This window comes from Microvirga yunnanensis (assembly GCF_025460875.1).
The window spans coordinates 39,880-52,805 of the sequence record NZ_JAMXFI010000031.1; the positions used below are offsets into that span (position 1 = coordinate 39,880).

At 61.2% G+C, this 12,926-nt stretch carries 11 protein-coding genes; 5 read left to right on the top strand and 6 right to left on the bottom strand.

From position 1 onward, the window contains the following. Positions 1-11: 11 nt before the first annotated feature. Genes NF876_RS16860 through NF876_RS16870 form a run of 3 tightly spaced genes read right to left on the bottom strand, consistent with a single transcriptional unit; the run spans position 12 to position 3,016 of the window. Positions 12-845 carry a carbohydrate ABC transporter permease gene (locus NF876_RS16860; protein ID WP_262269939.1) on the bottom strand — a complete coding sequence of 278 codons (834 nt, stop codon included), beginning with the start codon at positions 843-845 and terminating at the stop codon, positions 12-14. Beyond that, positions 842-1,750, bottom strand: coding sequence for a carbohydrate ABC transporter permease (locus tag NF876_RS16865; protein ID WP_262269940.1), 909 nt, complete (start codon positions 1,748-1,750; stop codon positions 842-844). Before NF876_RS16865 ends, NF876_RS16860 begins: the two co-directional genes overlap by 4 nt. A 6-nt stretch (positions 1,751-1,756) precedes the next feature. Continuing rightward, positions 1,757-3,016, bottom strand: a complete 1,260-nt coding sequence (locus tag NF876_RS16870) for an ABC transporter substrate-binding protein (protein ID WP_262269941.1) — start codon at positions 3,014-3,016, stop codon at positions 1,757-1,759. Positions 3,017-3,678: 662 nt separating this feature from the next. Between NF876_RS16870 and NF876_RS16875 the strand changes: the two genes are divergently transcribed. Beyond that, entirely contained in the window at positions 3,679-4,758 is a 1,080-nt protein-coding gene (locus NF876_RS16875; protein ID WP_262269942.1) for a LacI family DNA-binding transcriptional regulator, read from the top strand. 264 nt (positions 4,759-5,022) lie between these two features. Beyond that, entirely contained in the window at positions 5,023-5,652 is a 630-nt protein-coding gene (locus NF876_RS16880) for a LysE family translocator (RefSeq protein WP_262269943.1), read from the top strand. 336 nt (positions 5,653-5,988) lie between these two features. Here NF876_RS16880 and NF876_RS16885 read toward each other — a convergent pair whose 3' ends face one another. Then, complete coding sequence (locus NF876_RS16885; RefSeq protein WP_262269944.1) at positions 5,989-6,687, bottom strand: M15 family metallopeptidase; 699 nt, start codon at positions 6,685-6,687, stop codon at positions 5,989-5,991. 115 nt (positions 6,688-6,802) lie between these two features. On the opposite strand from NF876_RS16885, the gene NF876_RS43455 reads away from it, so the two are divergent. Further along, positions 6,803-7,081: a hypothetical protein gene (locus NF876_RS43455; RefSeq protein WP_373696675.1), complete on the top strand. Its 279-nt coding sequence runs from the start codon at positions 6,803-6,805 to the stop codon at positions 7,079-7,081. A gap of 12 nt (positions 7,082-7,093) precedes the next feature. Then, positions 7,094-7,414: a hypothetical protein gene (locus NF876_RS16890; RefSeq protein ID WP_262269945.1), complete on the top strand. Its 321-nt coding sequence runs from the start codon at positions 7,094-7,096 to the stop codon at positions 7,412-7,414. A gap of 821 nt (positions 7,415-8,235) precedes the next feature. Here the strand turns inward: NF876_RS16890 and NF876_RS16895 are convergent. Beyond that, positions 8,236-9,588: an MFS transporter gene (locus NF876_RS16895; RefSeq protein WP_262269946.1), complete on the bottom strand. Its 1,353-nt coding sequence runs from the start codon at positions 9,586-9,588 to the stop codon at positions 8,236-8,238. A gap of 77 nt (positions 9,589-9,665) precedes the next feature. Continuing rightward, positions 9,666-11,300: an ATP-dependent acyl-CoA ligase gene (locus NF876_RS16900; protein ID WP_262269947.1), complete on the bottom strand. Its 1,635-nt coding sequence runs from the start codon at positions 11,298-11,300 to the stop codon at positions 9,666-9,668. A gap of 161 nt (positions 11,301-11,461) precedes the next feature. On the opposite strand from NF876_RS16900, the gene NF876_RS16905 reads away from it, so the two are divergent. Beyond that, the gene (locus tag NF876_RS16905; protein WP_262269948.1) at positions 11,462-12,388 is read left to right on the top strand and encodes a LysR family transcriptional regulator; all 927 of its coding nucleotides are present in this window, start codon (positions 11,462-11,464) and stop codon (positions 12,386-12,388) included. The last annotated feature ends 538 nt before the right edge of the window (positions 12,389-12,926 follow it).

Here is a 12,926-nt window from a genome sequence, read left to right on the forward strand (position 1 = left end):
TGTGACCGGATTTACCCCTTCACGCCCCCGGCAAGACCGCCGTGGACCATGTACTTCTGGGCGAACATGAAGAAGATGAAGGTTGGGACCATCGTCAGGGTGGCGGCCGCCATCAGGCTGCCCCAGTCCGTGGCGTACTGCTGCATGAACATCTGGACGCCGACCGGGATCGGCATCTGCGCCTCGGTTCTCAGGAAGATGCTCGCGACGAAGAACTCGTTGTACGAGAACAGGGACGAGAAGATCGCGACGGCCGCGATCCCTGGGCCGGACAGGGGCAGGACGATCCGGAAGAATGCCTCGAGGCGGGAGCAGCCGTCGACGAGCGCGGCCTCCTCGAGCTCGCGCGGGATCGTGTCGAAGAAGGCCTTGAACATCCAGGTCGCGAAGGGCAGGTGGACGGTCGCATAGATGATGATGACCGAGAGCGGGTTGTCGATGAGCCCCAACTTCCTGAAGAGCACGAACAGGGGAATGATCGCCATGATGATCGGGAACATCTGCACCATGAGGAGGATCCGCGAGTACAGGGTAATCGGCTTCGTGCGATAGCGGGACAGTGCGTATCCGGCGAAGGCAGCGGCGACGATGGTCAGGATCGTGCTGACGGCAGCGATCAGGACGCTGTTCGAGAAGAAGCGCAGGTACGATGTCCGCGCGATGAGAAACCCGTAGTTCGCAACCGTGTATTCGGACGGTAGCACCGACTTCGACATCAGCATCTGCTCGGTCGTCTGGAAGGAGTTGAGGACCATCAGGATGATGGGCGTGTTGATGGCGACCGCGATGGCCGTGATGACGAGCAGGAGGAATGCACGCTTCCGTGCCGGAAGAAGCCCTCTCATGTGTCCCTCCCTTGCTGGCGCAGAAGAATGACCGCGAGTGCCATGAGGATCAGGAAGGTCACGAACGAGACGGCGGACCCAAGGCCAACCTGGTTCCGGGCGAAAGTCAGGCGATGGGCCAACAGGATCAGGTTCTCGGTCGCGTTCGAAGGACCACCCTGCGTGATCAGCCACGGCGTCTCGAAGTCGTTGATGGTCCAGATCGTCATCAGAATGCACAGGATGATGGAGATGCCCTTGAGCTGGGGCAGCGTGACATAGATGAAGGTCTGCCACCGCGTCGCCCCGTCGATGGCGGCCGCCTCGTAGAGCGAGCGGTCGATGCCTTGAAGGGCGGCGAGGAGGGACACCATCATGAAGGGGAAGCTGCGCCAGATCTTGACCGCGAACACAACGACTTGAGCCCACGTGTCCGAGCTGAGGAAGTAAATCGGGTCGGTCCCGACAAGGGAGAGCAGTTGGTTCACGGGCGCATTCTGGTCCGCGACCAGCCAGCGCCAACTGACGACGGACACGATCGACGGGATGATCCAGGGCAACAGGAACGCCACGCGGAAAAACGCGCGGAAGGGGACGTCCATGTCCATCAGCAGCGCGATGCCGAGACCCAGCAGGTAGCAGCACACGACGTTCACGACCGCGAACATGATGCTGAAACGGAGGGCGTGCCAGAACTCGCCAAGGTCGGCGAGCGCGACGTAGTTGTCGAGGCCCACGAAGGCGCCGGGACGGAGCAGGGTACCCTTGTGCAGGCTGTACTCCATCCCGGTCAGGAGGGGCCAGGCGATCACGCACCCTATGAGAAGCACGGATGGAAGCAGCAGCAGCGCGGGCAGCACGTCGATGGTCCGGCGTCTGCGTACGGCTGCCTCCCGGCCGAGTTTCATGGTGGTCGTGATCGCCATCCCTCGCTACTCCTTCATGATGCTCTTGAGCTTACCCTCGGCGCGCTCCATCGCCGGGCCCAGGTCCTTGCCCTGGAGAATCTCCTGCATCAGGGACATCATGACCCCGTCACCCTCGACCGCGTTCAGCTTGGCGAAGATCGCCTCGGACTTGGTTCCCGTGGTCTTGGCGATCGGCACGTACTCCGCGATGGCCGTCTGGCGTGCGGGATCCTGCGCGAAGAACGGATCCTTCGAGAACGACACACGGGCGGGGAGGGAGCGGACCTTGCCCTGCGTCCAGAGCGGCAACTGGTTCCGCGACCACCACTCGAGGAAGGTCTTCACCTCCTCCGGGTTCTTCGTCTGCTCGTACATCATAATGTTGTTGACCCAGAAGATCGTACCCTTGTCTCCATGGGGACCCGTCATCGGCGAGACCGCCGCGAACTTTTGGCGCTGGTCGGCCGGGATTGCATCCAGGAGGCCGGGACCGTCGAGGATCATCGCCGCCTCGCCCTGGAAGAAGGCACGCCGGCGCTGGTCGCTGTCGTAGCCGGCGCTTGCCGGATGCACGGAGCCGTCCTTCACGAGGTCGGACAGGAACTGCAGCGCCTCCTTGTTGCGGTCCGTGTTGAAGGTGAGCTCCTTCTTCTCGTTGAAGAGGCCGCCCCCGTTGTTCAGGATGAGGCTGTAGACGTAGTGGGAACCACCCGTGTCGCCCGAGGCGACGAGACCGTACTTGCCGTTCTTCGTCAGTGACTTGGCGGCGGTCCGGAACTCGCTCCAGTTGGTCGGCGGCTTGACGCCGGCAGCGTCGAACATCTCCTTGTTGTAGAACCAGATCCGGATGTCGATATTCCACGGCAGGGCAAAGTACTCGTCCCCGGCCTTCAGCTTCTCGACGGATCCGGGAACGAAGTCCTTGAGGTCACCGGACTTCTCGAAGTCGGTGATCACGTCGTTCATGGGCCTGATCGCGCCCATGTCGTGAAACTGGATCGACTGGTACCCGGCGCCCGTGCTGACGTCGGGAGCGGTCCCGGCGGAGATCGCCGTCGCATAGGTCTGGTACCAGTTCGCCCATGGCACGGACCGGTACTGGACCTGGATTTTCGGGTTCTCCTTGTTGAACTTGTCGACGAGCGCCTTGGCGGAGTCGATGTACTCCGCGGGGCCCCAGATCTGGTCCCAGAAGTCGATCTTGACCTGGGCGTGCGCCCCGCCTGTGACTGCCATGAGCGAGGTGGCGAGCAATCCCATCTTCAAAAGACGGAACCTGCCCATCAAGTGTCTATCCATTCGTTTCATGATTTCCTCCCTTGTCTGGTCGTGGTGCCAGCTACCATCGTCGCCGCGCCGACATGCCGTAATCCCTGGGCTTTCAGGCTGGACATGGGCGTGACGCGAACCTCCGCGCTTAGGCCGCCTTCCCTCAGGGGATGCGCTCTCCGCTTTCCGTGTCGAACAGATGGATGGGGTTGCCCGCAGGCTCAATCCTGATGGCTCTGCCGGATCGGGCCAGGCTACCAATCAGGGGAACAGACATCCGAGAGCGGTCAGTCCGACGATGGTGACGGTCGGTGGGCAGACGCATGACGCGACTCCTCCTGTTCCTGATGCCTCCGGCCAACTTTGGCCAGGGCGCACACCCCCGTTGCGCCTCTCGGCGCCGGGCAAGCTCAGAGTTGTCGAAGGAACAAGATCCTCCGGCATTTCCTCGTTGAAGCCGTGGTCTCATTCCTTGCGAATGGCCCGACTTTATTGTCTATGTCATCGATGACATATTCTGTTTTATATGACAAGTGGACGTAATGGCTAGTTGTCGTGGCGGAACTACTGGAGCCTGGGGTTCAGGACTGTGGATTGCCCGCCCCGGCGCGAACCTGGACCGTCGCACCGGGCCGTGATCTCGACTAGGCATCCTGGAGGGTAGGGGAATCGAAACTATGTCCAAGTCCGCGACCCTGATAGGCGTGGCCGAGCAAGCCGGGGTTTCGACTGCGACGGTCGCGCGCGTTCTCAAGAAGAACGGTTACGTGAAGGAGGAGACCCGGAGGAGGGTCGAGGAGGCACTCCGGCAGACGGGATATCGTCTCAACGGGGTCGCACGCGGCCTCCGGACGAACCGAAGCATGACCATTGGCAACTTCCTGCGGTCAACGACCCACAATCCGTTCTTCGCCGAGATCGCCCGGGGGATCGAGGATGAGGCCCTTCGCAACGATTACACCGTCATCCTCCTCAACATGGAGGCAAGCCGCGAGCGCGAGCGCCTGGGGGTCGAGCGGTTGATCGAGCGCCGGGTGGACGCGATGATCTTCACGTACGCCCTCGACGTCGAGAGCCTCGACATCGCGGCGGCGGCAGGCATTCCTACTGTGCAGGTCGAGCGCGTGCTGGATCGGCCGACGTCCGCTGTCGTCGTCGACAATGCCGCCGGATCCGTCCAGGCAGTCGAGCATCTGGTAAAGATTGGGCATCGGAGGATTGGGTTCATCGGGGGCGACCCAGCCCTGTACCGCACTCTGGGTGTGCCCAGCGCGGTCGAGGAAGAGCGCCTTGCAGGCTATCGGCAGGGGCTCCAGGCCGCCGGAATTGGCTACGTGGATGACATCGTTTTCCTGGGCCGCTACGTCGCGGCGGGCGAGGATCCGATCACCGCATGGGGACAGATGGGCATGCGGCACCTGCTGCAAGCCAGCGAGCAGCCGACTGCGGTTCTCATCACATCCGATGTCCTTGCGGCTGGCGCACTTCAGGTCGCGTACGAGGCAGGCTTGAGGGTTCCGGACGACATTTCCATCGTGGGATTCGATGCCACTATCGGACGCTTCCTTAGCCCCGCCCTTACGACAGTTTCCCATCCGCTCCGGGATATGGGGAAGGTTGCCTGCGAGTTGGCGCTCGCCGCCATCGCCGGTGATACGACGCCCCAGGTCGTTCGGCTCCAGACGAAGCTGGAAATCCGCGGTTCAACCGGGGCACCCTCATCGCGTCGAAAGTCCCAGAGGCCCGCCGAGCCATGAGAATAGACTTGCAGCCTCAATGATCGTCGCCATCGGGATCGGTCGGCCGTAAGGTCATGTAGTCGATGGCGCTCACTGTCTCTCGATCTGGGAACGGATCGGAACTCATCACGGTCGAGCGTGCTCGATCAAACTTGTTACCGGGCACTACCTGTCGTAAGTAGCACCTCCGTAGATCTTACCGGGCCACCGACTTCCAGAGCGCCGTTAGTTCTTGTAACGCCCTGGCTGCCATGTCGCGACGCCAAGTGAGGACGAAAGCTCATGCCCGATCTGACCTTGTGGGGATTGTTCATCGTTGCGTCCGTCGTGCTGCTGCTGACGCCCGGACCGGCGGTACTCTTTATTGTCGCCCGCTCGGTCGAGCAGGGCAGGGCAGCAGGGCTGGTCTCAGTGCTCGGCATCCATCTCGGCACTATTGTTCACGTTACCGCGGCGGCGGTCGGGCTCTCGGCTCTCCTTGTCTCATCGTCACTGGCCTTCGCGATCGTCAAGTATCTCGGTGCAGCCTACCTTGTCTGGATCGGCCTTCGTACCCTGATGGCGAAGGATCCCGATCCGGAGCGCCCTGAAGTGCCAGCTAAGCCGCTGCGCCGCGTCTTCCGCGACGGCTTCGTGGTCAACCTCTTCAACCCGAAGACAGCCATCTTCTTTCTGGCCTTCCTGCCGCAATTCGTTGATCCGTCACGTGGCGCGGTGCATTGGCAAATTCTCCTACTTGGCCTGACCTTTATGGGACTGGGCATCATGAGCGATGGGATGTTTGCGCTTGTGGCCGGAACAGCCGGTGACTTCCTGCGCCGCAATGGGCGCTTCCTGCGTTTTCAGCGCTGGTTCGCCGGCACCTCGTTCATCGGCCTTGGGATCACCGCAGCCCTAGCGACGCGTAAGTAACCCGCGTCCAACATCCGTGACTGGCCCTTGCGTGGGTTAGCCTGATGGATGCTCATGCCATGGACGGAAGGAGGCTGAGGGCCCGCACGTGCCCCGGCGGGCTGACCTTGACGAGGTTGTGATTGTGGACCGTCTTTGGCGACATCGCGGCGAGGGTTCGGCAGGAAGGCTGGGATGAGCTTAAAAAGGCTTCTTATAGCACTTCCCGGAAGCAACCCGAATGCCAGTTCTGGCAGGGAACACCGGACGTTCCTGACAGGCAGCAGATTTCCCGGGTTGACCCAATGCTGACTTACGCGGGCGCGAGGTATGATTCAGCATTTCGCCCGGTGCCGATCATTTGCCATTCTGCGAGAAGTGCTTGTAGTCAGTGATGTACCCGCTGGTGGCCCAGCGCCATTGGCGCTTACCGAATGCTTCGGTCACGACACTCCTTGGTGTGATGAGCCCGATGACATCAGCCGAGCGGTTGATCTCGGCGATATACGGTCTGCCCGCCTCCGGTTTGACCACGCTCATCGGGCTCGTCGGGTGCCCAGTGAAATATGGGTTCTGCACGGGGTTGATGTCGACCGCGATCCCCTGCATGTGAGCGATCGGTTTCAAACCGGCACTCACAGGGCGGCAGTTGAAGGCACTCGTGTTGTTGGCGGCCATCGACTGGTCGTCATCGCCCCCGTACCTGTCGATGAGTTCCATGCGCTCGATGCGGAAGGAATGGCTGTCGTAGATCTCCTGGAAGGCGGCGGCCACGTCCGCAGCCACCTTCGCGGCCACGATCAACTGCCCGAGTTGGGATTCTCCCTGGAAATCGTGATACGGCACCGTCAGCAGCACGAGTTCGGCCCGTGCCGGGCATCCAATGTCCTCGTGCCAGGACTTGCCCTGCATATCGCTCCATACATTGTCAGGGATCGGTTCCTGCTGAACGACCATCTCCTGGGCGCGAGCGCCACAGCAGGCCATTGACTGGACGAGGATCGAGAGAACAACGGCTTGCCGCGGGATCGATCCGGAAGCACCGACATGGGACATGGCGTTCCCTTGCTGACGTCTTTTCGATCTCTTCTCCAATGGCGATGAAAACACTTGATGCATCCGCGCTCTGGAGGGGTTGGGCGACGTCCTCGCTATAGACAACGACGGCCTCTTGGCCAAACGCTTCGCGTGTTGTGGCGCAGTTCACCGCACGTTGGACGGAATCGAGCTTCTTCGGCAGCAGGAAGGGTTTTCGCTTGCGGCAGTCGACCGCGCTGAGACACGCCTGCCCGGGACGGCGCGACGGAACTTGAGATTTGATCATCCTACAAATGAGATGGAGGCTCGCTTCAGCGGCACATACTGCACTGCACGAGTTCTCGCTTCCGGAACTCTTTCGCTGCACCACATGACACGCGCGAAAGTCGAAAGCCCGGAGATCCAGACATAGATCCCAAAGATTATGCTGAATTCATATAACGGTTCCTTGATGAGGGAGGGCGCCAACTTTCCAGATACGACGCGTCTCATCCTGAAGGACAGCGACGTTCACGAGGTGGTTGTCTCCCGCGTAAAAGGGTCGCCGGAAAACCCACATTCTTCATCGGAGATGGAAATCAAGTTTTGCGACTGCTGCCACTGGCTTGGAAAGGAAAAAGGATTCGAAAGAGTAGCAGAGATTGCACACACCCTTGCGGATACTGCAAGCGTCCGAGAAAGCCTGGCTCTTTTCGAAGCTGCCATGACAGCGTCACGTGAACTCATTTCATCGAACGATCTTTAGGAACTTCTTTCGTTTACCGAACCGCCCACTCGCAGCTACCTGTAGGCCAGCGCGTTCCTCCGGGGTCCGAGGGCCGGTGCTCGCGACATCAAGTCTTCTTACAGCCGAGCTCTAACCCGTCCGTGCATCAACGCAGATTGGAGTGCTTCACGGCCATGCGCCCGTCGTGTCGGCACGCCTCGGCCCCGACGGCACGCCGCTGCAACGTGTGGCCGTGGGCCCTCATGACGCGGTCGACTCGTTCGTGGTTGGGCGGCGCCTGGCCTTGCTCGCGCACCGGGCGCATCAAAAGAGCATGCCCGCGTCGGTAGCCGTAGGTTGGCAGGCTGCCGATGGTCGTTAATGGCTGCCAGGAGATCCGCCTCCGGCTGCAGTGGCCGGTCCCGGCGCTTGGAATCCTTAGGCGCGATTAGCCCCTGGATGGTCAAGAGCAGGATCCCCAGTAGAGTAGTACTCATCCTTGGTGGGCAGGGCATCAAAGTTCGGCTCAATCCCTCGGGCTCGGTACTCCTCCTCCGGTACGTCTTCCCCTCCGCTATCTCCATAGGAAACCCAGGCGTAGCGAGCCTCATGCTCAGGTACCTGGGTGCGGTAGAGTCCGCGTGCTTCGCTCGGCATGAGATGGTCCAACCTTCGCTGATCACGTAAGAGCTAGAAGTCTCGCTCCTGTCGTCAAGCGAGAGCTTCAGGCTCCCTCCTAAGAGCGTCAGCAATCCACCAACGTGCTCGGCGGATTGGGTGGCGCTTGTACGGCATCGTGACTGGCACAGCGGCCAAGATGCCGTCGTACGCGACCCGAGTTGAAGTTGATCTTGCGCCGACTATCCAGCGCCTCGGTCCCGCAGTGGGGCGATCTCGACCAGTGCCCCCGCTTTCGCCTTGGGCGCGGGCTCGCGCGCGAACAGGACCGCGACCACCGAGATCCCCCCTAGGAATGCGAGATAGAGCGCCACCGGCCACGCGGCTTGGTATGTCGCGAGGAGCGCTGTCGCGATCAGTGGCGACAGACCTCCGGCAAAGACGGAGGCGATCTCGTGACCGAGCGCCACGCCGGAATAGCGCACATCAGGGCTAAACAATTCGCTGAAGAAGCTCGGCTGCGTACCGATCATGGCGGCATGGCATATGGAGTTGCCGATCATAAAGGCAAAGATGACCAAAACGGGCAGTTTGGTGTCGATCAGCCAAAAGAAGGGAAAGGCGGCAGCCATCAGGCCAGCCGCACCGAATAGGTAAACGGGCCGGCGGCCGATCCGATCAGAAAGAGCCCCGAACATCACCATCGTAGCCAGCGCGAGCGTCATCGACACCATGACGCCGAGCAGCATCAAGCCTTGAGGCACGCCGACGAACTTGCCGTATGCGAGTGCGAAGGCGAGGAAGACGTAAGATCCACCGTTCTCGGCAACACGCAGCCCCATGGCAAGAAGGATTTCCCGCGGGTGCCGACGGATCGCCTCGACCACAGGCAGGTGCTTGCGTTCACCCTTCTTACGAACCTCCTCGAATTCGGCGCTTTCAGGTAGGTGCGCACGGATGTAGATGCCGAGGCCGAAGATGATCACACTCACGAGGAAGGGAATGCGCCATCCCCAGCTCATGAACGCCTCCTGCGGCAGAAGCTGGACGAGATAAAAGCCTCCAGCTGAGAGCACAAATCCGCCGGCCACGCCGACTTGGCTCCAGGCCGAGTAGAAGCCGCGACGCTCGGGCGGAGCGTTCTCACTGATCATCAGGACCCCGCCGCCCCATTCTCCGCCGGCTGCGATTCCCTGAGCAATGCGCAAAAGAACGAGCAGGATGGGTGCCCAGATGCCGATCTGGGTGTAGGTCGGCAGAAGACCGATTAGGAATGTCGCCGCGCCCATGATTGACAGGGTTAAGACCAGCGCTGTCTTACGTCCTAAACGGTCGCCGATGTGACCGAACACGATCCCGCCGAACGGGCGCGCCGCGAAGCCGACAGCGAAGCCGGCGAAAGCCGCCAGCGTGCCGGTCAGCGGATCCGTTCCAACCGGGAAGAACAGCGGGCCGAAGATCAATGCTGCAGCCGTTCCGTAAAGGAAGAAATCGTACCATTCCAAGGCGTTGCCGGCCAGCGAAGCGATTACGATCCGGTGCAGCTGTGTGTCCGTGGGCCGCCTTGAGGGCGGCGATATAACCTTCATCGTCATGGTATTCTCCGTTCCCTTCTTTGTTGGTCCGGCTACAGTTCGTCCGTGAATTGTTCCGGCCGGTCTGATGAGCCGCGTCAGCGCGCGACCTTGTATCCGGCGGCCTCGCGGTCCCAGGTTGCCGCCGTGATGCCGCGCTCGCGCAGCTTGAATTTCTGGATCTTGCCGTTTTCCGTCGCCGGGAGCTCGGGTACGAATTCCACGAAACGCGGCACTGCGAAGTAGGGCATGCGCGGCGCGCAGTAATCCAGCAGCGCCTCTGGCCCAAGTGTTACGTCCTCTCGGAGCACGACAGCGACCATCACTTCATCCTCAGCGAGCTCGGACCGCACTGGGAACACCGCCGCATTGGCGACGGCAGGGTGGCTCACCACCACCTGCTCGACCTCAAAGGAAGAGATGTTCTCGCCGCGTCGGCGAATGGCGTCCTTGAGGCGATCGAGGAAGCGGAAGGAGCCATCGGGCTCGCGCACCACACGATCACCTGTGTGGAACCACAAGTTCCGCCATGCCTCGACCGTCTTATCCGGCATCTCGAAGTAGCCAGTGGCAAAGGCGAACGGCTCATCGGCACGCAGAATCAGCTCACCGGGCTGACCGTCCAACACCTCATTGTCCTCGTCGTCCACGACCCGGGCAGCGAATCCAGGTCGTACCCAGCCCATGTGCCCGGGACGCTGCCGGTCGAGTGTTGTGCCGATCGTGAAGTTCGTCTCTGTCGAGCCGTATCCATCAATTAACCCGAACCCGAAGCGCTCGGTGAAAGGGCGGTGAAACTGGGCAGGGACTCCCGGCGCGAGTGCGATCCGCGTTTGGTGGTCACTGTCGTCCGGGCTTGGTTCCCGGGAAAGCAGGATCGGTACCATCGCTCCGAGCAGATAGGTGACCGTCGCTTGGTGACGTTTGAGGGCTGCCACAAACCCGGACGCCGAAAAGCGCTTCTCAACGACGAGCGTCGATCCTGTCAGCAGCGCTTGATAGAAACTATTGAGAGCGTTGGTGTGGAACAGTGGAAGGCAGGTCATCAACACGTCGCCCTCGCGGACACCAAGCAGCATGGCCGTATGGACCCCCCACCAGAAATATTGCGCCTGCGGGCAACAAACGCCCTTTGAGGGACCGGTGGTGCCCGAGGTATAGAGGATGGCCACAGTGTCGCCAGGCCGCGTGTCGTGCGGCTCACATTGTTCGTTGCCAGACGGCATCGGCCGCACCGCCAGGTGGGGTAGATCGACAGGAGCTCCCCCGCCGATAAGCCAAGCCTCGGTGAGGGGCAGACCAAGCCCCGCGAGTGGTACAAGAGCCGGAGTCAGCTCGGCCTCAACCACAATCAGTCGTGCGCCACAATTTCGCAGGATATGCTCGAGCTGGGCTCCGCGAGACGCTGTGTTGATCGGAACCGTAATGGCACCGAGCCAAGCGCTCCCGAGATAGGCCGCCATGAACTCGGCTCGGTTGCCACACATGAGCGCGACTCGATCCCCAGGTCGGATACCCGCGGCGGACAGGGCGGCCGCGGTACGAGCGGCGAGTTCGCATGCGCCCTCATAAGTCAAGATCACGTCACCTGCCACGAAGAGGCGGCGTGACCCATAACGTTCCGCTTGACGACGCAGGAGTACGGGTAAACTGCGATCCTGCGGTTTGAATTGCGCGAGCAGCGATGCTGCAAAGCTGCCCGCGGATTGTAAGTGCGCGGCGGAATTGGCCATGGTCCCTCGCTCCGTTCTCAGATAGGCCGCGCCGGGTCGACGTTCGGCCATCAGATTACTTTAAGCATAAAATAGTTTCTCACCAGCGTCTCCACGGCGCAATCAACTTGCTTTGCCGTGCTCATAACTTTCGGTTATGACGCCTAGTGGAGGGTTCACCGATGGAACTGCGCCAGTTGCGTCATTTTGTGGCTGTGGTCCGATTGGCAAGCATGAGTGCCGCTGCCGAGGCACTCGGACTGACCCAGCCGGCGCTTAGCAAGAGCATCCGGATGCTGGAACGGAGCCTTGGCGTTCGGCTCCTTGATCGCGGTCCCACCGGAGTACGCATGACCCTTTTCGGCGAGAGGCTCAAAGCCTATGCCGATATGGTGCTCGCACTGTCGGACGAAGCTCTTGAGGAGCTTGACGCATTGCGTGGGGCGCGGCGTGGGAGCCTGCGGATCGGCTGCGTCGCTGCCGTGTTGCGGTCACTCGTTCCCCAAGCCGTTGCGGGATTGAGAGAGCGTTATCCAGATGTGGACATCATCGTCAGTGAGGGTCTCAACGACACCCTTATCGATGCCCTGCGTAGCGGTCGCCTCGACGTGGCCATCATGGCGCGCCCGGAAGGCTCTGGCGACCCTGACCTGGATTTCAGGATCTTGCTGGAGGAACCGATTGAGTTCATCGCCGGCCCTCATCATCCGCTCGCCGACCGAACGAGCGTTGGACTCGCTGAACTCGTTCCATTCTCTTGGCTAGTGCCACCGCGGCCCGAGCCAGATCGCCTTAAGCTTGACGGATTATTCATCGGGGCCGACCTACCAAGGCCGCATACAGCGATTGAGACCACGTCCGTTGTGTTTCTGAGCGCTGTGTTGATGGACACAAATCATCTCAGCTATGTCACGCGATCGAGTCTGCAGGCGCAAACGACTCTGCATGCCAGGGCCTGCGAACAGATTATCGTGCCTCTGCGCCTGTCGTTTCCAACCTGGACCCGCAAGACCTGCGCCGTCTTCCGGCGCCAAAGCGTCGTCAGGCCAACCGTTCTCGCCTTCATTCGCCAAGTGGAGGCGATCTGCGCAACGTTGTGGCGTGAATGAACTGATGATACCAAGGCGCGCCATTGCAGCGTTGCAAGCAGCCAATGGACTTGGATCGCGCGTGCAGCGAGATGCGGCGGCCTATCTCCAGGTCAACATAGGATCTGATTGGACTTGCCGCGGATAAGGTACTGCCGGCGAATGCGATATTGCCATTTCATTCGCAGGCGGAGGGCTAACCTGCAGCGCTCGGGCGCAAAACGCCGGCTGTCAGCTCCAGAAGCTTGGCAGCCGCCTCAGCAGCCCTGAAGCGGATTCGCCAGCAGGATCGGAAAAGTCGAGCTTCTATCTGGAGCGGGAGACTCTGTATGCCGCAGACGACCCGTGTCGCAAGGATTCCAGGACGAAGCCGTGCGTCTCGCCGGTGTCAGGGCAGAGACCGCACGTGGAATGCCCCTGCTGGAACCTCAAGACGGGCCCTTTGGAGATTGCGGAGCATCCGAACGCGCAGCCCTCGTGTGCCCTACCCACCAAAGACAACATCATAGGCAAGCTCAAGCGCTCGCAGTGGGAACTCCTCAGATGGGCGCACTGGTTT

Excerpts from the sequence above, each read along its gene's own strand:
- NF876_RS16860 (WP_262269939.1), bottom strand. The coding sequence starts at position 845 with ATGAGAGGGCTTCTTCCGGCACGGAAGCGTGCATTCCTCCTGCTCGTC.
- NF876_RS16865 (WP_262269940.1), bottom strand. The coding sequence starts at position 1,750 with ATGGCGATCACGACCACCATGAAACTCGGCCGGGAGGCAGCCGTACGC.
- NF876_RS16870 (WP_262269941.1), bottom strand. The coding sequence starts at position 3,016 with ATGGGCAGGTTCCGTCTTTTGAAGATGGGATTGCTCGCCACCTCGCTC.
- NF876_RS16875 (WP_262269942.1), top strand. The coding sequence starts at position 3,679 with ATGTCCAAGTCCGCGACCCTGATAGGCGTGGCCGAGCAAGCCGGGGTT.
- NF876_RS16880 (WP_262269943.1), top strand. The coding sequence starts at position 5,023 with ATGCCCGATCTGACCTTGTGGGGATTGTTCATCGTTGCGTCCGTCGTG.
- NF876_RS16885 (WP_262269944.1), bottom strand. The coding sequence starts at position 6,687 with ATGTCCCATGTCGGTGCTTCCGGATCGATCCCGCGGCAAGCCGTTGTT.
- NF876_RS16890 (WP_262269945.1), top strand. The coding sequence starts at position 7,094 with ATGCTGAATTCATATAACGGTTCCTTGATGAGGGAGGGCGCCAACTTT.
- NF876_RS16895 (WP_262269946.1), bottom strand. The coding sequence starts at position 9,588 with ATGACGATGAAGGTTATATCGCCGCCCTCAAGGCGGCCCACGGACACA.
- NF876_RS16900 (WP_262269947.1), bottom strand. The coding sequence starts at position 11,300 with ATGGCCAATTCCGCCGCGCACTTACAATCCGCGGGCAGCTTTGCAGCA.
- NF876_RS16905 (WP_262269948.1), top strand. The coding sequence starts at position 11,462 with ATGGAACTGCGCCAGTTGCGTCATTTTGTGGCTGTGGTCCGATTGGCA.